This is a genomic window from Citrobacter sp. C6_1, assembly GCF_014596835.2.
Classification (GTDB): Bacteria; Pseudomonadota; Gammaproteobacteria; order Enterobacterales; family Enterobacteriaceae; genus Citrobacter; species Citrobacter pasteurii.
Genome location: NZ_CP115031.1, coordinates 165,338 through 188,275, shown reverse-complemented (window position 1 = coordinate 188,275; position 22,938 = coordinate 165,338). Strand labels below are relative to the sequence as shown.

The 22,938-nt window shown below is 53.0% G+C and carries 22 protein-coding genes; 12 read left to right on the top strand and 10 right to left on the bottom strand.

The genetic code is table 11. From position 1 onward, the window contains the following. Positions 1-161: 161 nt before the first annotated feature. Positions 162-1,364, bottom strand: a complete 1,203-nt coding sequence (locus tag IB196_RS00920; RefSeq protein ID WP_149691853.1) for an MFS transporter — start codon at positions 1,362-1,364, stop codon at positions 162-164. Positions 1,365-1,615: 251 nt separating this feature from the next. Then, on the bottom strand, positions 1,616-2,317 hold the full coding sequence (locus IB196_RS00915; RefSeq protein ID WP_005133832.1) for an autotransporter outer membrane beta-barrel domain-containing protein: 702 nt from the start codon (positions 2,315-2,317) through the stop codon (positions 1,616-1,618). Positions 2,318-2,476: 159 nt separating this feature from the next. Here IB196_RS00915 and tag point away from each other — a divergent pair, with 159 nt between their 5' ends. Further along, positions 2,477-3,046: a DNA-3-methyladenine glycosylase I gene (gene tag, locus IB196_RS00910; protein ID WP_040231626.1), complete on the top strand. Its 570-nt coding sequence runs from the start codon at positions 2,477-2,479 to the stop codon at positions 3,044-3,046. Next, positions 3,036-3,476: an N-acetyltransferase gene (locus IB196_RS00905; protein ID WP_040231624.1), complete on the top strand. Its 441-nt coding sequence runs from the start codon at positions 3,036-3,038 to the stop codon at positions 3,474-3,476. The genes tag and IB196_RS00905 overlap by 11 nt, the downstream gene beginning before the upstream one ends. Here IB196_RS00905 and IB196_RS00900 read toward each other — a convergent pair. Then, positions 3,445-5,778 carry a molybdopterin guanine dinucleotide-containing S/N-oxide reductase gene (locus IB196_RS00900; RefSeq protein ID WP_188231981.1) on the bottom strand — a complete coding sequence of 778 codons (2,334 nt, stop codon included), beginning with the start codon at positions 5,776-5,778 and terminating at the stop codon, positions 3,445-3,447. The two genes, IB196_RS00905 and IB196_RS00900, sit on opposite strands and share 32 nt — an antisense overlap. Positions 5,779-5,937: 159 nt before the next feature. Here IB196_RS00900 and IB196_RS00895 point away from each other — a divergent pair, with 159 nt between their 5' ends. The 6 genes from IB196_RS00895 to ghrB all read left to right on the top strand — a co-directional run bounded on the left by IB196_RS00895 (position 5,938) and on the right by ghrB (position 11,897). Then, entirely contained in the window at positions 5,938-6,600 is a 663-nt protein-coding gene (locus IB196_RS00895; RefSeq protein WP_046670997.1) for an OmpA family lipoprotein, read from the top strand. A gap of 141 nt (positions 6,601-6,741) precedes the next feature. Beyond that, the gene (locus IB196_RS00890; protein ID WP_005133828.1) at positions 6,742-7,758 is read left to right on the top strand and encodes a LacI family DNA-binding transcriptional regulator; all 1,017 of its coding nucleotides are present in this window, start codon (positions 6,742-6,744) and stop codon (positions 7,756-7,758) included. Positions 7,759-7,857: 99 nt separating this feature from the next. After that, positions 7,858-8,607 carry a sugar phosphate isomerase/epimerase gene (locus IB196_RS00885; RefSeq protein WP_155021703.1) on the top strand — a complete coding sequence of 250 codons (750 nt, stop codon included), beginning with the start codon at positions 7,858-7,860 and terminating at the stop codon, positions 8,605-8,607. Between the two features lie 3 nt (positions 8,608-8,610). Continuing rightward, positions 8,611-9,549, top strand: a complete 939-nt coding sequence (locus tag IB196_RS00880) for a sugar kinase (protein WP_101742804.1) — start codon at positions 8,611-8,613, stop codon at positions 9,547-9,549. A 70-nt stretch (positions 9,550-9,619) separates the two neighbouring features. Next, positions 9,620-10,900, top strand: a complete 1,281-nt coding sequence (locus tag IB196_RS00875) for an MFS transporter (RefSeq protein ID WP_188231980.1) — start codon at positions 9,620-9,622, stop codon at positions 10,898-10,900. 22 nt (positions 10,901-10,922) lie between these two features. Beyond that, a complete protein-coding gene (gene ghrB / locus IB196_RS00870; RefSeq protein WP_005133822.1) occupies positions 10,923-11,897 on the top strand; it encodes a glyoxylate/hydroxypyruvate reductase GhrB in 975 nt (324 codons plus the stop codon). 61 nt (positions 11,898-11,958) lie between these two features. Here the strand turns inward: ghrB and IB196_RS00865 are convergent, their stop codons facing one another. Next, on the bottom strand, positions 11,959-12,669 hold the full coding sequence (locus IB196_RS00865) for a DUF3053 domain-containing protein (RefSeq protein ID WP_040231621.1): 711 nt from the start codon (positions 12,667-12,669) through the stop codon (positions 11,959-11,961). Positions 12,670-13,048: 379 nt separating this feature from the next. On the opposite strand from IB196_RS00865, the gene IB196_RS00860 reads away from it, so the two are divergent. The 3 genes from IB196_RS00860 (at position 13,049) to cueP (ending at position 14,557) form a co-directional block, all read left to right on the top strand. After that, positions 13,049-13,339 (top strand): HTH-type transcriptional regulator, encoded by a 291-nt coding sequence (locus tag IB196_RS00860; protein ID WP_005133819.1) that lies wholly within the window; start codon positions 13,049-13,051, stop codon positions 13,337-13,339. Between the two features lie 278 nt (positions 13,340-13,617). Then, the gene (cspA, locus tag IB196_RS00855) at positions 13,618-13,830 is read left to right on the top strand and encodes an RNA chaperone/antiterminator CspA (RefSeq protein ID WP_000014594.1); all 213 of its coding nucleotides are present in this window, start codon (positions 13,618-13,620) and stop codon (positions 13,828-13,830) included. Positions 13,831-14,017: 187 nt separating this feature from the next. Continuing rightward, positions 14,018-14,557, top strand: a complete 540-nt coding sequence (cueP, locus tag IB196_RS00850; RefSeq protein ID WP_005133818.1) for a copper-binding periplasmic metallochaperone CueP — start codon at positions 14,018-14,020, stop codon at positions 14,555-14,557. A gap of 113 nt (positions 14,558-14,670) precedes the next feature. Here cueP and glyS read toward each other — a convergent pair whose 3' ends face one another. From glyS to IB196_RS00835, 3 genes are all read right to left on the bottom strand, one after another. Next, a complete protein-coding gene (glyS, locus tag IB196_RS00845; RefSeq protein WP_188231979.1) occupies positions 14,671-16,800 on the bottom strand; it encodes a glycine--tRNA ligase subunit beta in 2,130 nt (709 codons plus the stop codon). Positions 16,801-16,809: 9 nt separating this feature from the next. Then, positions 16,810-17,721 carry a glycine--tRNA ligase subunit alpha gene (glyQ, locus tag IB196_RS00840; protein ID WP_001168551.1) on the bottom strand — a complete coding sequence of 304 codons (912 nt, stop codon included), beginning with the start codon at positions 17,719-17,721 and terminating at the stop codon, positions 16,810-16,812. A gap of 95 nt (positions 17,722-17,816) precedes the next feature. Continuing rightward, entirely contained in the window at positions 17,817-18,125 is a 309-nt protein-coding gene (locus IB196_RS00835) for a YsaB family lipoprotein (RefSeq protein ID WP_005133815.1), read from the bottom strand. A gap of 171 nt (positions 18,126-18,296) precedes the next feature. Between IB196_RS00835 and IB196_RS00830 the strand changes: the two genes are divergently transcribed. Beyond that, the gene (locus IB196_RS00830; RefSeq protein WP_040231778.1) at positions 18,297-19,292 is read left to right on the top strand and encodes an acyltransferase; all 996 of its coding nucleotides are present in this window, start codon (positions 18,297-18,299) and stop codon (positions 19,290-19,292) included. Here the strand turns inward: IB196_RS00830 and yiaB are convergent. From yiaB to xylA, 3 genes are all read right to left on the bottom strand, one after another. Next, positions 19,289-19,642 carry an inner membrane protein YiaB gene (yiaB, locus tag IB196_RS00825; protein ID WP_137378631.1) on the bottom strand — a complete coding sequence of 118 codons (354 nt, stop codon included), beginning with the start codon at positions 19,640-19,642 and terminating at the stop codon, positions 19,289-19,291. The two genes, IB196_RS00830 and yiaB, sit on opposite strands and share 4 nt — an antisense overlap. Before the next feature lie 167 nt (positions 19,643-19,809). Then, on the bottom strand, positions 19,810-21,264 hold the full coding sequence (gene xylB / locus IB196_RS00820) for a xylulokinase (protein WP_005120527.1): 1,455 nt from the start codon (positions 21,262-21,264) through the stop codon (positions 19,810-19,812). Between the two features lie 72 nt (positions 21,265-21,336). Then, a complete protein-coding gene (gene xylA / locus IB196_RS00815; RefSeq protein ID WP_005120526.1) occupies positions 21,337-22,659 on the bottom strand; it encodes a xylose isomerase in 1,323 nt (440 codons plus the stop codon). Between the last annotated feature and the right edge of the window lie 279 nt (positions 22,660-22,938).

Below are 22,938 nucleotides of genomic sequence, written 5' to 3'. Positions count from 1 at the left end.
ATCGACCAAACAGGGGAAAATGCGACAACAGCAGAGATGAAATGTCTACGGGCGCGGCTAAGTAGACCACAGGAGAGGAGAAAAGTGCTTATGGTGAATGCAAACAGCGCATATATTTTTGTAAATATATGCGCCGGGTATAAATAAGACCGCTAATAGATTCAGGCGTGAGCCTCGGTATAGACGCTACGCTGCGGCTGACGAATGGTGGTAGAAAGCGCCAGCGAGATGATTAACAGCGCAAAGATAACGCAGAAGGTGACATAGAAACCGCCGAACAGCGAGGCGATAATTGACCCGCAGATGCTGCCAATGCCGAAGCCCAGGTAGATGACCCCATAGTTTTTCGCCAGGTTATTCAGGCCGAAGAACTCACTCACCAGTGACGGGAAGACCGTAATGGTGCCACCGAAGTTGAAGGCGACACAGGCAATGGCTGCGAAGAATGTCACTTCATTCAGCGGAGCAAAAAGCAGCGCCGCCATACCCACCAGCGAAACGACCTGACCGATGGTGATCACGCGAATACGGGAGATTTTATCGGACAGAATCCCCAGAACCAGACGACCTGACAGGTTCGCGATAGAAATAACGGTTACCGCATTCGCCGCTGTTGCCACATCCATTTTTGCCAGACTTTGGGCGATATCTTTCGCGACACCAATCACGTAAAGCCCGCTCATGCACGCCGTCAGGAACATCACTGCCAGCATCCAGTACTGTGGTTTACGCATGGATTGCGCCAGCGTGTAGTCATTCTCTACCACGCCATTTACGGCTTTAACTTCCTGGTTTGGCGCATCTTTCATCAGCGTGGAGCCAAAGACAATCATCACCAGTACAATCGCGCCCCAAATCATAAAGGTCTTTTCCAGACCCACAGTGCTCAGCAGTTGGCTGTCGATAAATTTAAAACCGAGGCTACCCAGGCCGTAAGAACCGATGGCGAAGGCGGAAATCAGCCCCTTACGCTCAGGGAACCATTTCACGCAGTTGGACAGGGTTAACAGGTACCCTGCACCGTCAGCCAGGCCAACCAGTACACCGGCACTCAGCCACAGCATAATCAGGCTGTCAGAATGCGCGGTTAAGAAGAAGCCCACACCCAGTAAGATACCCGATGCCATGGTGACGCGTTTCACACCGAAACGTTCCTGAAGCTTCCCGGCGATGGAAGAAGAGATCGCCAGACCCAGACTCAGCAAACCAAAGGAAAATGCAACCTGACTCACCGGTGCATCGAGCTTTGAAGAGAGTGCGCCATTGAACAGGCTCCAGGTATAAACAGAACCTAATGCAAATTGGGTAATGATGGTGCCGATCAGTGTCAGCCACCGGGTACGCTGATAATCAGAAGTTTTCATGGCAGTCTTCCTGCATATACAAAATGGGAAATTCTCTGCCGACAACCATACCGAAACGCTTTTATGACCTGGGGAAAACGGCATGAAATGCCATCAGGACGGAATGAAATGCCTGGATTGCGGAATGAATGACGAGACAAAAAGTCGGGTTACTGAATTTTATTGCCGGAGTTAGTGCACGCTATCGCTGTAATGCGTGTGATTATTGATCCCAACATGTAACAGAGATGTTTTATCCAGGCTTTTTTTCGTTAAAATTTGGCGTTCACTCCCATCGTGTACAGATAATCGCTGTTATTCGTACTGTTTTCTGCCTGAGAAAGTGCCGCATAGGCAGCCATATGCTGATTCAGCAGCATATCTGCACCCACAGTAACATCGACCCAGTTACCATCCTGACTCGCCGCCGTCATGCGGCTGAGACCCGATTGCGCCTTCCAGATATTCTCGCCAAATTGCTGGTTATAACTGATTTGCGCCCATGGCCGTACATCGCCAAACTGCGAGTCGACCCGCCAGCCCAGGGTACTGACGCTGGCATGCCACATCGGATCGGTCAGCGTTAGCGAAGTCACACTGTCGCCAAATTCGTTGTAGGTAGAGGTGGCTGAACCATCATAATGCAGGGCTGCGACGGGTCCCGTCGTCACCTTACGGGAAAGGGGAAAATTCCAGCCCACGCTCATACCGCTGGTCGCATCCAGAGCCGTTTGGTCCGCCAGATTCACCACCGGCCCCGCCACGTTCTGGGTGGAGCGAATGCGCTCTTCCAGAATGTCGTTATAACGTGGTTGGTGATCGCTGTCCCATGTATAGCGTTCCGACGTATGACCGGACAGCGCATCAACGATATATTCTTGTTGCCAGCCATATGCCGTATTGGCAAACAGCGCACAGACGATGACGTTCGCCAGAGTTAACCTCTGACGACCACTACTGTTTCTTATAATCATCAACGCGACTCCAGAAAAGAGCCGAATTCGGCGATATTATTGTCATTGTTTAAAGGATATCGGGCACATGAGACCCTGTATTAAATATTGTCTTTTTAGCGGGCGCGTCAAGGCGGGCCGAATGAAATTTTTACGCCAGTAAAAACAGCGAGGAAGAGTATGCAGCGTTGCGGCTGGGTCAGTCAGGATCCACTATACATTGCCTATCATGACAAGGAATGGGGCGTCCCGGAAACCGATGGTAAAAAGCTGTTCGAAATGATCTGCCTTGAAGGCCAGCAGGCTGGGCTGTCGTGGATAACGGTGCTGAAGAAACGGGAAAACTATCGCCTGGCATTTCACCACTTCGATCCTGTAACCGTTGCGGCGATGACCGAAGAGGATGTAGAAAGGCTGGTACTGGATGCCGGTATTATCCGCCATCGCGGAAAAATTCAGGCCATTATCGGTAACGCTCGCGCTTACCAGACGATGGCGCAAAATGGAGAGTCATTTAGCGAGTTCGTCTGGTCATTTGTTGATAACCAACCGCAACTGACCCGCGCCGCTAACCTGAGCGATATCCCCACCTCAACGCCTGCGTCAGATGCGCTGTCTAAGGCGTTAAAAAAACGTGGGTTTAAGTTTGTCGGCACCACCATCTGTTACTCCTTTATGCAGGCGTGCGGGCTGGTCAACGATCATGTCACCAGCTGCATCTGTTACCCAGGAGAACGACATGATTCGTGAATCAAAGGCTGACGATCTACCGTCGATTCTGGCGCTGTGGATGGAAAGCACGATCCATGCCCATCCGTTTATCGAAGAACGCTACTGGCGTGAGAGTGAGCCTATCGTACGTGATGTCTACCTGCCCGCCGCGCAAACCTGGGTGTGGGAAGAAAACGGTGTGCTCAAAGGTTTTGCCAGCGTGATGGAAGAGCGCTTTTTAGGCGCGCTGTTTGTCAAGCCTGCCGCCATCAGAAGCGGTATCGGTAAAGCGCTGGTGCAACATGTGCAGCAGCGCTTTTCGTTGCTCAGCCTGGAGGTCTACCAGAAGAACCAATCAGCGGTAAACTTTTACCACGCACTGGGCTTTCGCATTGAAGACAGCGCATGGCAGGAAGAGACTCACCATCCAACCTGGATTATGGGCTGGCAGGTGGATCAAACGCGGTAAGTGTCAGAGTAGGCCCACTGTACTTCTCCAGCCACGCCAACGCAGTGTTGCCCGCGCAGCCATTCCCCAGCTTCGAGCTGGGGAGATCTTTGGTCAGCACGTTGACGGCGCCATTTTTACAAATACCGTCAGCTGTCGGTTCCAAATCAGGCCAGGCGCCTTCATGAATACAGATGACGCCAGGTTTGATGCCTTCCGTCACCACGGCACCCGCCAGGATATGCCCGCGGTGGTTCCACACCCTGACCGTATCGCCATCTGCAATCCCCCGCGCTTGCGCATCCTGCGGGTGAATCGTCACTGGCTCCCGATCCGCCACCGCATACTGTTCGCGTAACGCACTGTAGTTGAGCTGGCTGTGCAAACGGTGAGCCGGATGGGCAGAGAGCACCTGCAGTTGGTCGGGTTCGGCATTGCCGAACCACTCATCAGGCTCCAGCCACATCGGGTGTCCTGCACAATCTGCATAGCCGTAACCTGCAATTTTTGCAGAATAGATTTCAATTTTTCCACTGTCCGTTTTCAGCGGATGCGCCTGTGGATCGCGGCGAAAATCAGCAAAACGGATGAACTGCGTATTGGCGGCGTTTTCCGGCATTTCGATCAGTGCATTCTTTTGCCAGAACTCAGCGAAGGGCGGCAGTGTAACCTGCTGGCTGGCACCACACTGCGCAGCAATGTCGTAAAAAGTTTCCAGCCACGCCAGTTCGCTTTTCCCCTCAGTGAATCGGGCATAACCGCCCTGTTCCCAGCGCTCGCTAAGCTCGGCAAAAACATCAAAATCGTTGCGCGCTTCAGCCTGTGGCGGCACGACCTGCTTCATCGGCACCAGGTGCTGGTTGCTGTAGTCTCCGGTCATGGTCAAATCGTTACGTTCAAAAGAGGTGGTCGCGGGTAACACGATATCGGCATGCTTCGCCGCAGCAGTCCAGAAACACTCTGAGATAACCACCAACTCCGGCTTTTGCCAGGCGCGGATCAAACGGTTGGTATCCTGATGATGGGTGAAGTTGGCGCCGCCTGCCCACCACAGCATGCGGATGTCCGGGAAATGCCGATCCATACCGTTGTGCTGATAGAAACCGCCGGGGTTTTCCAGCGCCTCAACGATACGCGCCACCGGGATTTTATCCACCGCGTCGGTGCCGCCTTTAACGCTACCCTGCATTGAAGCCAGCACCGCAGCCCGGCGCGTCGGGTTCCCGCCGTTGGCAAAATGATACGACAGTCCAAAGCCACCGCCGGGCGTCCCAATCTGCCCAAGCATGGCGGCCAGGGTAACGATCATCCAGTGTTTCTGCTCGCCATACTGCTGACGCTGCATACCCCAGCCGGCCATCAGCATGGTGGTATTTTGGTGAAATATTGCCGCAAGTTCGCGTATTTTCGCTGCCGGAATACCACAAATTTCAGCAGCCCATTCTGCAGTTTTCGCTATTCCATCAGATTTACCCAGCAGGTAGTCAGCGAACGAATCATATCCGGTTGTACAACGGGCGAGAAAATCCTCGTCGTGCCAGTCGTTTTCCACCAGCGTATGCGCGATGCCCAGCATCAGCGCCACGTCGGTCCCCATATGCGGGGCAATCCATTCCATCTTTTCGCCAAAGAATTCGACACTTTCCGATCGCATCGGATCGATGCAGATCAGTCGCTTGCCGCTGTCGCGCAAAGCCTCAAAGTAAGCGAGCCCCTGTTCGTCGGAGGCATTCCAGGCAATCTTCAGTGTATTCAGTGGATTAGCGCTCCATAACACCACCACCTCGCTGTTCTCCAACACCACAGGCCAGCTGGTCTGCTGCTGGTAAACTTCATTGCCGCCGACCACGTAAGGCATGATCGCCTGCGCAGCCCCCGTCGAATAATCCCCCAGATGCCCGGTATAACCGCCTGCCAGCGCCATATAGCGCTGTAGCAGGGTCGCCGCTTTGTGTAACACGCCGTTAGAGCGCCAGCCGTAGGAACCGGCAAAAATCGAGGCCGGGCCGTAGCTGTCACGGATGCGTTTATGCTGCGTATGGATAAGATTCAGCGCGTCGTCCCAACTGACGCGAACAAATTCATCCTGCCCACGCACGCCCTGGGGATTCTCCGGCGAGGCGAGAAAGCCTTTACGCACCATTGGAAAACGTACCCGCGTTTTACTGTGCACCTGGTCGCGCACCACGGTTTGCAAAGAGTTGGGATGGGCGGTGGGCAGCGCGCCACGCGAAGAGAAAACCGTCTCTCCATCGGTGTCGACGAGAACAGGTCCCCAGTGGGCGGCGGTTAACACCGGGTAATGTGCGGGTGAATTAGCCAAGATGGCGCTCCTGAATGCGATGTGACGGCTTATTGTTATGCCGTTCAATGTTACTTACAAATTTCAGAGTCTTCCCTGGAATTTTCTTCATGTTCACACGTCATAATCAACCGCCACGGTCGCTGTGGTAAAGAAGAAAAAAGTCATTAAGGAATTAAGATGAAGAAACGTGTTTTTGTTATTGCTGCCATCGTGAGCGGCGCCCTGGCGGTTTCTGGCTGCACAACAAACCCTTACACCGGCGAGCGAGAAGCAGGGAAATCCGGCATTGGCGCGGGTATTGGCTCTCTGGTCGGCGCGGGCATTGGCGCACTCTCTTCTTCGAAGAAAGATCGCGGTAAAGGCGCACTGATTGGCGCAGCGGCGGGTGCGGCCGTTGGCGGCGGTGTCGGTTATTACATGGACGTGCAGGAAGCCAAACTGCGCGACAAAATGCAGGGAACGGGCGTCAGCGTGACGCGTAGTGGCGATAACATCATTCTGAATATGCCGAATAACGTCACCTTCGACAGCAGCAGCGCCAACCTGAAACCTGCTGGTGCCAACACCCTGACCGGCGTGGCAATGGTACTGAAAGAGTACAATAAAACCGCCGTCAACGTGCTGGGCTTCACCGACAGCACCGGCAGCCAGGATCTGAATATGCGTCTGTCTCAGCAACGCGCGGACTCCGTGGCCAGCGCCTTAATCACGCAAGGGGTTGCCGCTAATCGTATCCGCACTCAGGGCATGGGTCCGTCAAATCCGATCGCCAGCAACAGCACGGCGGAAGGTAAAGCGCAGAACCGTCGCGTAGAGATTACGTTGAGTCCTGTGCAGTAATCGTTGAGCCGGGTGGCGGCTTCGCCTTACCCGGTCTACGTTCGACATGTAGGCCCGGTAAGCGCAGCGCCACCGGGCAAATTACTTGCTTCGTCAGATTTTCCCGCTAAGGTATTCACACGAAATTCAGGGAAATCAGCGATGAGCAAATCAACACGGGCAACCATCAGCGATGTGGCGAAGGCCGCAAAAACCGGCAAGACCAGCATTTCACGCTATCTCAACGGTGAAAAGCATCTGCTTTCCGACGCGCTATTGGCCCGCATTGAACAAGCCATTGCCGATCTCGACTACCGTCCCAGTCTGATGGCAAGAGGCCTGAAACATGGGCGTACCCGCCTGATTGGCCTGATTATCGCTGATATAACCAACCCCTACTCCGTCAACGTGTTAAGTGGTATTGAAGCCGCCTGCCGTGACAAAGGCTTTACTCCACTGGTGTGCAACACCAACAACGAAGTGGATCAGGAGCTGCATTATCTCGACCTACTGCGCAGCTACCAGGTCGAAGGGATTGTGGTCAACGCCGTAGGGATGCGCGAAGAGGGACTAAACCGCCTGCAGCAGTCTGCGCTGCCGATGGTGCTGATTGACCGCAAAATTCCGGATTTCGCCTGTGATATGGTCGGGCTGGATAACACCCAGGCGGCAACGGTTGCCACGGAACATCTGGTTGAGCAAGGTTTTGAAGCCATTCTGTTCCTCAGCGAACCGTTGGGTATGGTGAATACCCGCCGCGAGCGCCTGAGCGCTTTTCGCGCCACCCTCGCACAGTACCCCGGCGTTATCGCGCAAAATGCCGAAGTCCCGCTAACAGACAATACGCAACTCGATGACACATTGCGCCAGTTTCACCAGCAGCATCGGGGAATGCGCAAAGCCGTTATCTCAGCCAACGGCGCTCTCACACTGCAGGTTGCCCGCGCCCTGAAACGCATTGGCCTTAACTGGGGCAGCGATATCGGCCTGCTCGGTTTTGACGAACTGGAATGGGCCGAACTGGCGGGCGTTGGTATTACCACGTTGAAACAACCCACCTGGCAGATTGGCTACACCGCCGTTGAGCAGGTTGTACGCCGGATCGATGGCGGCTCTGCTGCCATTCAGGAACAGGTCTTCTCCGGCGAACTGATCGTTCGCGGCTCTACCGCCCGTTAAATTTCCTTCGTGATGGTGATCATAAATTCGACATCATAAGCTTTTCTTTGGAACCGGTTCCATCTAGCGTTATAGAAAGAACGCTAGTCTGGAGTTTCCATGAAAAGAAAAATTATGGTGGTCACTGCCGCCTACGGCCACGAGCAGATACGAGCCGCAGGCGGGCAAACGGCAATATTGCCCGTCATTGCCGAAGCCGGTGCTGACGGCGTCGAAATCCGCCGCGAATTGCTGACCGACGCCGAGCTGCACACGCTGTCTACGGTGGCATCTGCTATCGAAATCTTCGGCCTGCTGGCCTGTTACTCAGCGCCTGAGCCGTTGTTCCTTGAGGACGGTAGCCTCAATCCCCGACTTCCTGCACTACTTGAAGAAGCACAGGCCCTGCAGGCACTGTGGCTAAAAGTCTCCCTCGGCCATTTCTCCCATACCGAACAGTTCAAGGTGTTACGTGAATGGCTGGACAACAGCGGAATGGAACTGGTTGTCGAAAACGATCAGACCGCCTGCGGACGCCTGAAGCCGATGCAGCGCTTTAACGAAGCCTGCCAGACGCAAAATCTGCCGATATCTCTGACCTTCGATATGGGCAACTGGCTGTGGGTGGGCGACTCCCCGGAACAGGCGGCGCAGAAACTGGCGTCAACCGTTGGGTATATCCATGTCAAAGCCGCCGTTGCACATCGCGACAGCTACCGTGCCGTACCGCCTGATGCAGCCGATCCGCGCTGGCTGGCGCTGTTGAAAACGCTGCCCGGCGATGTTCCACGCGGCATTGAGTTTCCCCTGGAAGGGCAGGATTTGACGGCGGTTACCCGCCGTTACGTCGAGTTGTTACGCGAGGAGTAACGCATGAAAAAGTCACTGGATGTGGTCACGATTGGTGAAGCGATGGCGATGTTTGTCGCCACGCAAACCGGCGAACTGGCAGATGTGGAGCAGTTTATCAAGCGCGTTGCTGGCGCTGAACTTAATGTGGCAACCGGACTTGCTCGCCTGGGTCTGAACGTAGGCTGGGTAAGCCGCGTAGGTAACGACAGTTTTGGCCGTTTTATTATTAAGTCGCTGGAGAAAGAAGGGATTGATGCGCAGGGAGTCACTCTGGACGGGCGCTACGCTACCGGCTTTCAGCTTAAATCTAAAGTCGAAAATGGAACCGATCCCATTGTGGAATATTTCCGCAAAGGTTCTGCTGCCAGCCACCTCAGCGTTGAGGATTTTCACGAAGCCTACTTCGCCAGCGCGCGCCACCTGCACCTGAGCGGCGTCGCGGCGGCGCTTTCGGCCAGCTCTTATGAACTGCTGGCCCATACCGCCCGCACGCTGAAAGTGCAAGGGAAGACCATCTCGTTCGACCCGAATTTACGCCCGGTACTGTGGAAAAGCGAAGGCGAGATGGTGGAAAAACTCAACCGACTGGCATTCCAGGCTGACTGGGTACTGCCGGGGTTAAAAGAGGGCATGATTTTAACCGGTCAGCAGACGCCTGAAGCCATCGCCGACTTTTATCTGCGCCACGGGGTGAAGGCCGTGATCATCAAAACCGGGGCTGATGGCGCCTGGTACAAAACCGCCAGCGGTGAACAAGGCTGCGTCGCACCGGTAAAAGTCGACAACGTGGTCGATACGGTCGGCGCAGGCGATGGCTTTGCCGTGGGCGTTATCAGCGCCCTGCTGGAAGGGCGCTCGCTGCATCAGGCGGTGACTCGTGGCAATAAAATTGGCGCACTGGCCATTCAGGTTCAGGGCGACAGCGAAGGATTACCCACACGTGAACAATTAGGGGAATAAATTCCCGGCCAACTCTGTCTCTGTACCCTACATTCAGAGGCGGCGTATCAGCATAACCAGAGGGCAGTCTATGAATAGCTCAACCAATGCAGCAAAACGCTGGTGGTACATCATGCCAATCGTGTTTATCACGTACAGCCTGGCGTACCTTGATCGCGCGAACTTCAGCTTCGCTTCCGCAGCCGGTATCAACGAGGACCTCGGTATTACCAAAGGGATCTCCTCCCTGCTGGGGGCTCTGTTTTTTCTTGGCTATTTCTTCTTCCAGATCCCAGGCGCAATTTACGCCGAACGCCGCAGCGTACGTAAACTGATTTTTATCTGCCTGATTCTGTGGGGCGCCTGCGCGTCACTGACCGGGATGGTCAGCAATATTCCAATGCTTGCCGCCATCCGCTTTATTCTTGGCGTCGTTGAAGCCGCCGTGATGCCCGCAATGCTGATTTATATCAGTAACTGGTTTACGAAGTCCGAGCGTTCGCGTGCTAATACCTTTCTGATCCTCGGTAACCCAGTCACCGTCCTGTGGATGTCCGTGGTTTCCGGGTATCTGATCCAGGCGCTGGGCTGGCGGGAAATGTTCATCATCGAGGGCTTCCCGGCCATCATCTGGGCGTTCTGCTGGTGGGTGCTGGTAAAAGACAAACCGTCTCAGGTCGGTTGGCTGTCAGAATCTGAAAAAGCCGCCCTTCAGGCACAACTGGAAAAAGAGCAGCAAGGAATCAAAGCCGTACGGAACTATAGCGAGGCTTTCCGCTCACGTAACGTCATCCTGCTGTGTATGCAGTATTTCACCTGGAGTATTGGCGTCTATGGTTTTGTCCTGTGGCTGCCGTCAATTATCCGCAGCGGCGGTGCCAACCTGGGTATGGTAGAGGTCGGTTGGCTTTCGTCTGTTCCGTATCTGGCGGCGACGGCGGCGATGATCCTCGTTTCCTGGGCTTCCGATAAACTGCAAAATCGTAAGCTGTTTGTCTGGCCACTGCTGCTGATTGCCGCTTTCGCCTTTATTGGCTCCTGGGCCGTTGGCGCAGACCATTTCTGGATTTCTTACACACTGCTGGTTATCGCCGGTGCGGCCATGTATGCCCCTTATGGCCCCTTCTTCGCCATCATTCCTGAGATGTTACCGCGCAACGTCGCTGGGGGAGCAATGGCATTGATCAACAGCATGGGCGCATTAGGCTCATTCTTTGGCTCCTGGTTTGTCGGCTACCTCAATGGCACCACCGGCAGCCCGTCCGCCTCATACATTTTTATGGGGGTAGCGCTTTTTGTCTCAGTATGGCTAACTCTGATCGTTAAGCCTGCTAATAATCAACAGCTACCTATTGGCGCACGCCACGCTTAAATTTTAACTTACGGAGATTCGCATGAAGCCGTCCATTATTCTCTATAAAGCGTTACCTGACGATTTACTGCATCGCCTGGAAGAACATTTTACTGTCACTCAGGTGCCTAACCTGCGTTCAGAAACCGTAGCACAGCACGCCGAAGCCTTTGCCAGCGCGGAAGGTCTGCTGGGCTCCAGTGAAGCCGTCAATACCGCACTGCTGGAGAAAATGCCGAAACTGCGCGCGACCTCCACCATTTCCGTAGGCTATGACAACTTCGATGTTGAGGCCTTAAACGCACGTAAGGTGCTGCTGATGCACACGCCAACGGTGCTGACAGAAACCGTGGCGGACACGGTAATGGCACTGGTGTTAAGCACCGCTCGCCGCGTGGTGGAAGTCGCTGAACGCGTGAAGGCAGGCGAATGGACAAAAAGCATCGGGGCCGACTGGTTTGGTACCGATGTTCACCACAAGACGCTGGGCATTGTCGGCATGGGACGCATTGGGCTGGCGCTGGCGCAACGCGCGCATTTCGGCTTTAGCATGCCGATTCTCTACAACGCACGCCGCCATCATCAGGAAGCGGAAGAGCGTTTCAACGCGCGCTACTGTGACCTGGATACGCTGCTGCAGGAATCGGATTTTGTTTGCCTGATTCTGCCGTTAACGGACGAAACCCACCATCTGTTCAGTACCGAACAGTTTGCCAAAATGAAGTCTTCTGCCATTTTCATTAACGCCGGGCGTGGCCCGGTGGTGGATGAAAATGCACTGATCGCCGCCCTGCAAAGCGGGGAGATTCATGCCGCGGGCCTGGATGTGTTTGAACAAGAGCCGTTGCCGTCAGACTCACCGCTGCTGTCGCTGCCGAATGTGGTGGCGGTACCGCATATTGGTTCAGCCACGCATGAAACGCGCTATAACATGGCGGCTTGTGCTGTGGATAACTTAATTGACGCACTGCAGGGGAAAGTTGAGAAGAACTGCGTGAATCCGCAAGTGGCCAAATAACACAAAAGGCCGGGTAGCATTGATGCTCACCCGGCCTTTAATTTGTCTTACCGTACGACGATTACTGCGCGGCATTCACCGCAGCAGTCCATGCCTGATTAAATGCCTGATGCTGCGCCGCCAGCGGGCCAATCAGCGTATTGTACTGACTGGCCTGTTGTGAGGTTGGGAACTGGATGCCGTTCGCAACAAAGCTCACTTGTGTATCCTGCTGCGCGATGAAATCGCCCACCTGCACCAACTGCTGCGTGAAAACTTGCGCGGCTGGGATCAGTGGCTGTAACGCCTCTGCAGGTACAGTGACGACTTTATTGTAAACCTGGTCAAAGACCGGCTTCAGATCCTCACCCTGCTTCAGCGCGCCATGGGCAGCATCTGCCTGTAGCTTCGCATTCTGCAACTGTTGTCCTAACACGCCCAGCGCGCCATTTGCCTGACGCAGCGGTTCACGCTGAGTCATATAATCCTGAGGAACACGGATTGCGTTTACGCTATCAACAACCGGGCGCAGACCGGAGTCCATTGCCTGATTAACCTGCTGTGAATAGCCATAAAGAATCGCGTAATCGGACACAAACGGGCCAAACTGTTTTTTCTGATCGGCAGTCAGCGTCGGTAAACGCTCTCCGCTACGCATTGCAGTATTCTGCAGAAAATCGATAAACGCTTTGCGTTGATCGCCTTCTTTATCAAAACACCCACTCAGGCCAACTACCATTAAGAGCGCCAAAACAGGCGCAAACCAGCGAGAGCAGGACTTACCTGTCGCCATTTTAATACTCCTTTCACCCAAAAATGCGCACAACGACACCCGCGTGCCTGACGTTGACAAGGATAGTCCAGGTCAGCCCCGCAAGATACCCTTTCCGCGTAATCTTGTGGGGGAAAATAACCGTTCTCACCACCCTGCATTTTGCGAAACAATGCTCCATTCACATAACGGCGCTCTATTTTAGTCATCTTTACAATCGGGATCGATCGTTCGAGATCCCGACCTTTATCAGTTTGTTAGCCTGCGAAATATTGTTGCCCACCGTTTGCTGAAACGAATCCATCTCTCAAACCCCAAATCCGACTTCATTTTTTGCGACTACTCTTAATGAGCTTCGAGAAAATTCACGATCCCGCTGTGTGATTAATAGGAGTTCTCAATGGAATACAAAGATCCTATGTTTGAACTGCTAAGCAGTCTGGAGCAGATTGTTTTTAAAGATGTATCGCAGACCGTCACTCTGACGCAAAAAACCAACCCTTTCACCGAATTTGAACAGCTACGACGAGGGACAGGTTTAAAAACAGATGATTTTGCCCGGGTAATGGGCGTGACGGTCGCGATGGTTCACGAATGGGAGTCTAAACGCGTAAAGCCTTCCAGTACCGAATTGAAGCTGATGCGTCTGATTCAGGCAGACCCGAGATTAAGTAAGCAATTGATGGATTGAGCTATTTTTTAATTTTACTTCATAACGGTCCTGTAAAAGGGCCGTTCCCATACCGAGGTTATCCACAAAAAAGAAAATAGTAGTTGCATCCACATGCGTAAAATGAGTTAATGCCCTCAACGGTTTGACGTACAGACCATTACAGCAGTTAGTAAGGCAAGTCCCTTCAAGAGTTATCGTTGATACCCTCGTAGTGAGCATTTCCTTTACTGTTAAAAAATCTGTAAAGCACGCCATATCGCCGAAAGGCACACTTATTTTTTAAAAGGTAATACACTATGTCCGGTAAAATGACTGGTATCGTAAAATGGTTCAACGCTGACAAAGGTTTCGGCTTCATCACTCCTGACGATGGCTCTAAAGACGTGTTCGTACACTTCTCTGCTATCCAGAACGATGGCTACAAATCTCTGGACGAAGGTCAGAAAGTTTCCTTCACCATCGAAAGCGGCGCTAAAGGCCCGGCAGCTGGCAACGTAACCAGCCTGTAAGCTTAAAAAGCTCAAAATTCTGAATCCCTGCCCAACGGCGGGGATTTTTTTTATCTGTACTTCCTAAAATACCTCGCCCACACGCGTCTTTGCATTACTTTACCCGTCGCCCCTTTGACCTTTCCCTAAGGGCAAGCTTTATAGTGAGCCAGTCTGTATTCCACAATGTTCACAAGGAATTGAAGCTATGTCGAAATCCTCATTGCTGCTGGTTTTAGGTTTACTCACCACCGGTAGCGCGTTCGCAGCAACCCCTGAAGCCACTTTTTTGGCGGAACACGGGCTCAGCGGGAAATCCGTCGAGCAAATCGTCGAGGCGATTGACCAATCTCCCCAGAGCCGACCACTGCCCTACTCGGCATCCATCACCAGCACTGAACTAAAGCTCTCTTCGGGCGATCAGATCTATACCCTGCCGCTCGGCGATAAGTTCTATCTGTCGTTTGCCCCCTATGAGTGGCAAACACATCCTTGCTTCAACCACAGCCTTTCTGGCTGCCAGGGCGAAATGCCGGAGCAGACATTCAATGTCAAAGTCACTGATAACAAGGGTGATGTAGTGCTACAAAAAGAGATGAAGAGCGGTCGAAATGGCTTCGTCGGGGTTTGGCTACCGCGCAATATGGCAGGCACCATCGCAGTAAGCTACAACGGTAAAACAGCGGAGTATCCTATTAAGACCATGGAAGACAGCCAGACCTGTCTGACTAAATTACAGCTGCGCTAACAACATAAAAAAATGCCGGATGGCGCAATGCTTATCCGGCCTACTGGTGTTTATCTCGTAGGCCGGATAAGGCGAAGCCGCCATCCGGCATTTTCTAAGTCAGCTCAGGACCGTTACTGCAGCAGCGAAATATCCGCCACGCGCAGGAACAGTTCGCGCAGTTTTTCGAGCATGGAGAGACGGTTGATACGCAGATCTTTATCTTCTACGTTGACCATCACTTTCTCGAAGAACGCATCAACCGGCTCACGCAGTTCCGCTAACTCAACCAGTGCTTCCTGGTAATGGCCAGCGGCGAAAACAGGCTCCAGCTTATCGCGCAGCACCACAACCTGCATCGCCAGCGCAATTTCTTCCGGCTCTTTCAGCGTTGCCGCATTCACACGGTCATTCAGCGTCTCTTCAGACTTCGCCAGAATATTTGATACGCGCTTGTTCGCGGCAGCCAGCGCGGACGCGGCCTCCAGCGTACGGAAGTGCGAAACTGCCTTCATACGTGCGTCGAAATCAGCCGGACGAGTCGGACGACGCGCCAGCACGGCCTGAATGGTATCGACGGTGTAACCTTCGTCCTGATACCAGGCGCGGAAGCGACCGAGCATAAAGTCGATAACGTCATCAACCACTTTCGCGTTGGTCAGCTTGTCGCCATACAGACGAACAGCCTCTTCCGTCAGCGTTTGCAGATCCAGATTCAGGTTCTTCTCAACGATGATACGCAGCACGCCCAGCGCGGCACGACGCAGCGCAAACGGATCTTTGTCGCCTTTCGGATGCTGACCAATACCGAAGATACCCGCCAGGGTGTCCATCTTGTCAGCAATCGCCACGGCACAAGCCACCGGGTTAGACGGCAGGTCATCACCGGCAAAACGCGGCTGATACTGCTCGTTCAGCGCCACAGCAACATCTTCCGCTTCGCCATCGTGACGCGCGTAGTGCATTCCCATCACGCCCTGAGTGTCGGTGAACTCGAAGACCATGTTGGTCATCAGGTCGCACTTGGACAGCAGGCCAGCACGCGTTGCGTGGTTAACGTCAGCGCCAATTTGACCAGCAATCCAGCCCGCCAGCGCCTGGATACGGTCAGTCTTGTCGCGCAGCGTACCTAGTTGCTGTTGGAACAGCACGGTTTGCAGACGCGGCAGATTGTCTTCCAGACGTTTTTTACGGTCGGTATTGAAGAAGAATTCGGCATCCGCCAGACGCGGACGAACCACCTTCTCGTTACCGGAGATAATCTGGGTCGGATCTTTCGATTCGATGTTGGCAACGAAGATAAAGTTAGGCAGCAGTTTGCCGTCGTTTGCGTAAACCGGGAAGTACTTCTGGTCACCTTTCATGGTGTGTACCAGCGCTTCAGACGGAACCGCAAGGAATTTCTCTTCGAACTTCGCGGTCAGCACGACCGGCCATTCAACCAGCGAGGTGACCTCTTCCAGCAGGCTTTCGCTCAGATCGGCGTTGCCGCCAATTTTGCGTGCCGCCTCTTCAGCATCGGCTTTGATTTTCGCTTTACGCTCAGCGTAATCGGCAATCACTTTGCCGCGCTCACGCAGAATTTCCGGATACTGATCGGCAGAATCGATGGTGAATTCCGGTTCGCCCATAAAGCGATGGCCGCGGATCACGCGATCGGACTGGATACCCAGAATCGTTGCCGGAATGACTTTGTCGCCCAGCAGCAGGGTCACGGTGTGAACCGGACGCACGAAGTGAACGTCAGACGCGCCCCAGCGCATCAGTTTCGGGATCGGCAAATTTTTGAGAGCTTTTTCTACTATTGCAGGAAGTAACTCGCTAGCTTTCTTAGGCTCATTTTGGATTAGCGCATTAAGCTTTTCATCTTTTCCATCATAGGCTTTTGAAATGATTAAGCCATATTGGTCATTGATATCATCAATAGTAAACTTTTTATCAGAATCAATAAGTTGGGAGGTGAGCTTACCAACAAATGCTAGACCAGCTTTAGTTAAAAATCCCTCAGGTGAAAGCGCAATACGCGACGGCGGCCCCCAAAGCAAGTTTTCATCATTTAGCTGTTCTTCAGCTAATCCAGTAAATTTGCACGCTAAACGTCTCGGAGAGGCAAACCAAGCACAGTTATCAGGATCGTGAATAACAATTTTTTCTGCAATCAAGCCGGAAACTATATTAGTAAAGAATTCTTCTCCAAGTTTGCACAGTGCTTTTGGTGGCAGCTCTTCAGTGCCGATTTCCACCAGAAAAGTTTTCTCAGACATGGCCGCCTCTTATTTGTCTTTGTTGCACATTGGGAAGCCAAGGGCTTCACGGGAAGCGTAGTAAGCTTCTGCCACTGCTTTGGTCAGGGTGCGAATGCGCAGGATATAGCGCTGGCGCTCGGTGACGGAGATGGCTTTACGCGCATCCAGCAGGTTGAAGCTATGGGCGGCTTTCAGAATACGTTCATACGCAGGCAGCGGCAGCGGGTTTTCCAGCGCCAGCAGCTGCTGGGCTTCTTTTTCGTACTGCTCGAAGCAGGTGAACAGGAAGTCCACGTCGGCGTATTCGAAGTTGTAAGTGGATTGCTCCACTTCGTTCTGATGGAACACGTCGCCGTATGTGGTTTTACCCAGCGGGCCGTCGCTCCAGACCAGGTCGTAAACGCTGTCTACGCCCTGAATGTACATGGCCAGACGTTCCAGACCGTAGGTGATTTCCCCGGTTACTGGTTTACATTCCAGACCACCAACCTGCTGGAAGTAGGTGAACTGCGTCACTTCCATGCCGTTCAGCCACACTTCCCAACCCAGACCCCAGGCGCCCAGCGTCGGGTTTTCCCAGTTATCTTCCACGAAACGAATATCGTGAATGGTCGGGTCCATACCCAGCTCTTTCAGAGAACCCAGGTACAGCTCCTGAATGTTGTCCGGTGACGGCTTAATCACTACCTGGAACTGATAGTAGTGCTGTAAGCGGTTCGGGTTTTCGCCATAGCGGCCATCGGTCGGACGACGGGAAGGCTGCACATAAGCAGTCGCCATCGGTTCCGGCCCCAGCGCACGCAGGCAGGTCATTGGGTGAGATGTCCCCGCGCCGACTTCCATGTCCAATGGTTGAACAATGGTGCAGCCCTGGCGAGCCCAGTAATCCTGTAAGGTCAGGATCAAGCCCTGGAAGGTCCTGGTATCAAACTTTTGCATATTATTTCGTGCTGGATACGTGTGGATTTAAAGGAAGCGGTCAGTATACCCGCTGGCTGCAAGATATACAGTACGAAACGGGAAAAAGGGGGAACTTAGCGCATGGAAAGGTGCAAAAACTGCCCGTCTGCGTCAAATGAGCAGACAAAACTCTCTTTGCGGAAGGTAGAACCGCGCATCTCATAGCTACCCTGAAATTGCTCAAGACCGGTGATAGCAATTTTCTGGACGCCCGTATTATAAAGCTCCGATGCTTCACTTTTGCACAATGACTCCATATCCAGCGAACGCGTGGCAGTAATTTTGCCCTTTTGCGCTTTCTGCACGGGTGTTGACGATTGTGGATCGGCGCACCCCACCAGCAGCAGCGTGAGGATTGCTGGAAAGAAATACTTCATCATCATTTTATTACCGCCTGGTTTGCTGGTCAGTCTTATTATTAGTGTCTGGGAACGGATCCTATTGTGAGAATCTCCCCAGGCCATCACAAGCTTTAGCGTAATAACTCGGATTAATCCAGTGAGCGATGTCCGCAAATACTGGTCAGACTTTTTTTAATGAAAACAGAGGAACTGATGCAGCCCAAAATTTACTGGATTGATAATCTGCGCGGGATCGCCTGTTTAATGGTCGTGATGATCCACACCACGACCTGGTATATCACCAATGCGCAAAGCGTCAGCCCGGTAAATTGGGATCTGGCCAACGTGCTCAATTCCGCCTCTCGCGTCAGCGTCCCGCTGTTTTTTATGATCTCGGGTTATCTCTTTTTCGGCGAACGCAGCGCCAAACCGCGCCATTTCACGCGCATCGCGCTCTGCATTCTGTTTTACAGTAGCGTGGCGCTGGCCTACATCCTGCTGTTTACCTCGATCAACGCTGAGCTGTCGCTGAAGAACCTGCTGCAAAAGCCGGTGTTCTACCACCTATGGTTTTTCTTCGCTATTGCCGTTATCTACCTGGTATCCCCGCTTATTCAGGTGAAAAATGTCAGCGGAAAAATGCTGCTGGCATTGATGGTGGTGATAGGCGTGATTGCCAATCCCAATACCGTCTCGCAAAAAATTGGCGGCTTTGAGTGGCTTCCCATCAACCTGTACATCAGTGGCGATACGTTCTACTACATTCTGTACGGCATGCTGGGCCGGGCGATTGGTATGATGGACACGCAAAAGCGCTCACTCACCTGGCTCTGCGCAGCGTTGTGTCTCGTCGCCGTGTTTGTTATTTCCCGCGGGACGCTACATGAGCTCCAGTGGCGAGGCAATTTTGCCGATACCTGGTATCTCTACTGCGGACCAGCGGTGTTTATTTGTGCCGCCTCACTTCTGACGCTGATCAAAAACACGCTCAGCACGCGCACACTGCCGGTACTGGGCCTTATTTCCCGCCACTCATTAGGAATTTATGGCTTTCATGCGCTGATCATTCACGCGCTGCGCACCAACGGCATTGAGCTCAAAAACTGGCCACCGCTGGATATACTGTGGATTTTTAGCGCCACGCTGGCAGGAAGTTTACTGTTGTCCATATTGTTGCAGCGCATCGATACGCGCAGGCTGGTAAGTTAATCCCCCGTATTTTGCAGGCGCAACAATAAAATTTGCCCCCATAAACAAACAAAGAACGCCGCCGGGTAAAGCCCCTTTTCGAGGGGCGCTAATGGAGCGTTCCACACCCCCACCAGCAGCAATCCTACCGTGATAAGAGCCACCATCTGACATACAGAGACGAAGCGTTCGTCGTCCTGATCGAGATTTTCAGCACGCTGATAAACATATGTCACAAACATTCCCGTCATCAGCACGCCGAAAAAATAGCCTTTGCCACTCAGCAACGGGCATGCCCGCCATAAGCCAATAACATAAATCAGTGCGCCAGAAAGGAATAATATCCATAGCAACAGCCTTGTTGTCTTCATTGGGATCTCCTTATCCATCATGGATACAATATGAATAACCCGCTAAAGACAACACAGAAAAATGCCACTGCGCAGGACTTTCAGAATAAATTCATGTGCGTTAATTATTTATTGGATTGAAATATATATTTGATAAATCCCCTCTGTTTACCAGAGGGGATTTAGGGTCAGGACATCAGCGGTTGTAATTGCTGATAGATTCGGCGGAAGGTTTCTCGACGCTGTTGGTAAAGAGCATGACGCCCGGCGTCAGGATAATGCGCCTGCTCCAGCGTAAGCTGAGGCAACAGGTCAGATAATGGTCGTTGCGGATTGATGGCAATTTGCGCCAGGCGCGCCGCACCGAGTGCAGGGCCAACGTCACCGCCGGTACGGTAATCCAGCTGCAATCCGCTAATGTCAGACAGCATTTGACGCCAGTATTCACTGCGCGCCCCGCCGCCAATCAGCGTAATGCTGGCGGGCTGCACGCCACAGGCATGTACCACATCCATCCCATCAGCTAAGGCAAATCCCACACCTTCCAGTACCGCTCGCGCCAGTTCTGCCGGGCCATGCTGATGCGTCAGGCCAAAAAGGACGCCCTTCGCCTGCGGGTTATTGTGCGGCGTACGTTCACCTGAGAGATAGGGCAAGAACCAGACCGGTTCAGCCTGCTCATTTGCCTGCTGTGCGGCATCAATCAGCGCAGGTACGCTTGCCATCCCGGTTAATTTTGCCGCCCAGTCGAGACAGGATGCGGCGCTCAGCATCACTGACATCAGATGCCACCGTTCAGGCAGTGCGTGGCAGAAGCTGTGTACCGCACTTTCTGGTTTACTGAGAAAACCGTCGCTTACAGCAAAGTAGACACCGGACGTGCCCAATGACAGCATTGCCTGGCCTGCATTCATCATCCCTACGCCAACCGCACCCGCCGCGTTATCGCCACCACCCGCCACAACCGCAACCTCTGACATGCCCCAGGATTGCGCGACACCAGGCAACAGCGTTCCGGTAATCGCACTGCCCTCGTACAAGGTCGGCATATGTGCGCGAGTCAGTTGACACGCAGACAACATGACGTCACTCCAGTCACGTTTCGCGACATCCAGCCACATCGTACCTGCGGCATCCGACATATCGCTGGCAAACTCTCCGGTCATACGCAGACGCAGGTAATCCTTCGGCAGCAGGACTTTATCAACCTGGCCGAAAATGTCCGGTTCATGGCGCTGAACCCACAGCAATTTAGGGGCGGTAAAGCCAGGCATCATCAGATTGCCGGTAATCATACGAGATTGCGGCACCTGATTTTCCAGCATCACGCATTCTTCGGCGCAGCGACCGTCATTCCACAGGATTGCCGGACGCAAAACCTTCTGCTGCTTATCAAGCAGCGTCGCGCCGTGCATCTGCCCGGCAAGACCTAACGCCTTTACCTCGCAGAGTGAATGCTGCTGACCCAACGTTTTTACAGCACGATCCGTCGCCAGCCACCACTGTTCAGGATCCTGCTCCGACCATAATGGATGAGGCCGAGAGACGGTGAGTTTCTCCGTGTGCGAAGCGACCACATCGCCCTGCTCGTTGAGCAGGATGGCCTTTACGCCTGATGTACCAAGATCTATCCCGATATACATAGGGTATCGTTCCTTAAAGAAAGGCCCGGTAGCGAATCGCTATCCGGGCTTACGGACGTACTCAGCAGTCCATTATTTGTCGAACAAATAATGGTTTACCAGATTTTCCAACTGTTCCTGATGGCCGCTCTGATGCACCGGTGCCAGGTTATGTTGTTCAGCGTACTGCGCAATTTCCGTCAGCGTCATCTGACCTTTCAGAATTTGCTGGCCCAGCTCACCATTCCAACCGGCATAACGTTTTGCCACGCGCTGATCCAGGCCACCGTCTTCAATCATACGGGCCGCAATTTTCAGCGACAGCGCCATGGTATCCATCGCACCAATATGACCATAGAACAGATCGTATTTATCAGTACTCTGACGACGGACTTTGGCATCAAAGTTCAGGCCACCAGTGGTAAAACCGCCCGCTTTCAGGATTTCGTACATCACCAGCGCATTCTCTTCTACGCTGTTCGGGAATTGATCGGTATCCCAGCCCAGTTGTGCGTCGCCACGGTTCGCGTCGACGGAACCAAATAGCCCCAGAGCAATCGCCGTAGCGATTTCGTGGTGGAACGAATGGCCTGCCAGCGTGGCATGGTTGGCTTCAATATTCAGTTTGATCTCTTTTTCCAGACCGAACTGCTTCAGGAATCCGTAAACGGTCGCGGCATCGTAATCGTACTGGTGCTTGGTCGGTTCCTGCGGCTTCGGTTCGATCAGTAAGGTGCCCTGAAAACCTGTTTTGTGTTTATGCTCGACCACCAGTTGCATAAAGCGGCCAATCTGCTCACGTTCCTGACGCAGATCGGTATTCAGCAGTGTTTCATAACCTTCACGACCGCCCCACAGAACGTAGTTTTCGCCACCTAACTTATGCGTGGCATCCATAGCCGTAACCACCTGCGTGGCCGCCCAGCTGAAGACTTCCGGATCCGGGTTTGTTGCCGCACCCGCGCCGTAGCGTGGGTTGGTAAAGCAGTTTGCCGTTCCCCACAGCAGCTTCACGCCGCTCTGTTCCTGTTTTGCCGCCAGCACATCAACCATCTGCGCAAAGTTGTTTTTGTACTCTTTCAGTGACGCGCCTTCAGGCGAGACGTCAACATCATGGAAGCAGTAGTAAGGCACGTTCAGCTTGTGGAAGAACTCAAATGCCACATCCGCTTTGCGTTTCGCCAGCGCCAGTGCTTCACCCGGCTGCTGCCACGGACGATCGAAAGCGCCCATACCGAACATATCCGCGCCGTTCCAGCAGAAAGTGTGCCAGTAGCAGGCGGCAAAGCGCAGATGTTCTTCCATGCGCTTACCCAGCACAATTTCATCAGGGTTGTAATGGCGAAATGCGAGTGGGTTAGTGGATTTTGTACCTTCAAAACGAACGCGATCGAGTTGGTCAAAATAAGCCTGCATAATAAGCTCCATAATCAGGTAATACGGCAAGTAAACTGCGATACAGTCATACTGGAATTTCCTGATTTATTGCTCAATTACGTTATTTCACACCGCCATTAAGAGAATACCCAAATGTGCGCTGGCTCCCAAAAATGCACACTGAATAAGCAATTAAAAAAGCGATCGTGATCGGCTCTTCATCAATAAACAAAAAACCGTAATACACAGATAAGAAATGACAATTGTCTTCCTGGTCGGGGTGTGTGAATTTTGCGTAGCGTTACGCAAATAAGAAAT

Coding starts and splice junctions, on each gene's coding strand:
- tag (WP_040231626.1), top strand. CDS start 2,477: ATGCAGCGTTGCGGCTGGGTCAGTCAGGATCCACTATACATTGCCTAT.
- glyQ (WP_001168551.1), bottom strand. CDS start 17,721: ATGCAAAAGTTTGATACCAGGACCTTCCAGGGCTTGATCCTGACCTTA.
- ghrB (WP_005133822.1), top strand. CDS start 10,923: ATGAAGCCGTCCATTATTCTCTATAAAGCGTTACCTGACGATTTACTG.
- glyS (WP_188231979.1), bottom strand. CDS start 16,800: ATGTCTGAGAAAACTTTTCTGGTGGAAATCGGCACTGAAGAGCTGCCA.
- xylA (WP_005120526.1), bottom strand. CDS start 22,659: ATGCAGGCTTATTTTGACCAACTCGATCGCGTTCGTTTTGAAGGTACA.
- IB196_RS00885 (WP_155021703.1), top strand. CDS start 7,858: ATGAAAAGAAAAATTATGGTGGTCACTGCCGCCTACGGCCACGAGCAG.
- IB196_RS00830 (WP_040231778.1), top strand. CDS start 18,297: ATGCAGCCCAAAATTTACTGGATTGATAATCTGCGCGGGATCGCCTGT.
- IB196_RS00895 (WP_046670997.1), top strand. CDS start 5,938: ATGAAGAAACGTGTTTTTGTTATTGCTGCCATCGTGAGCGGCGCCCTG.
- cspA (WP_000014594.1), top strand. CDS start 13,618: ATGTCCGGTAAAATGACTGGTATCGTAAAATGGTTCAACGCTGACAAA.
- IB196_RS00890 (WP_005133828.1), top strand. CDS start 6,742: ATGAGCAAATCAACACGGGCAACCATCAGCGATGTGGCGAAGGCCGCA.
- IB196_RS00915 (WP_005133832.1), bottom strand. CDS start 2,317: ATGATTATAAGAAACAGTAGTGGTCGTCAGAGGTTAACTCTGGCGAAC.
- yiaB (WP_137378631.1), bottom strand. CDS start 19,642: ATGAAGACAACAAGGCTGTTGCTATGGATATTATTCCTTTCTGGCGCA.
- IB196_RS00905 (WP_040231624.1), top strand. CDS start 3,036: ATGATTCGTGAATCAAAGGCTGACGATCTACCGTCGATTCTGGCGCTG.
- IB196_RS00860 (WP_005133819.1), top strand. CDS start 13,049: ATGGAATACAAAGATCCTATGTTTGAACTGCTAAGCAGTCTGGAGCAG.
- IB196_RS00875 (WP_188231980.1), top strand. CDS start 9,620: ATGAATAGCTCAACCAATGCAGCAAAACGCTGGTGGTACATCATGCCA.
- IB196_RS00880 (WP_101742804.1), top strand. CDS start 8,611: ATGAAAAAGTCACTGGATGTGGTCACGATTGGTGAAGCGATGGCGATG.
- IB196_RS00920 (WP_149691853.1), bottom strand. CDS start 1,364: ATGAAAACTTCTGATTATCAGCGTACCCGGTGGCTGACACTGATCGGC.
- IB196_RS00865 (WP_040231621.1), bottom strand. CDS start 12,669: ATGGCGACAGGTAAGTCCTGCTCTCGCTGGTTTGCGCCTGTTTTGGCG.
- IB196_RS00835 (WP_005133815.1), bottom strand. CDS start 18,125: ATGATGATGAAGTATTTCTTTCCAGCAATCCTCACGCTGCTGCTGGTG.
- xylB (WP_005120527.1), bottom strand. CDS start 21,264: ATGTATATCGGGATAGATCTTGGTACATCAGGCGTAAAGGCCATCCTG.
- cueP (WP_005133818.1), top strand. CDS start 14,018: ATGTCGAAATCCTCATTGCTGCTGGTTTTAGGTTTACTCACCACCGGT.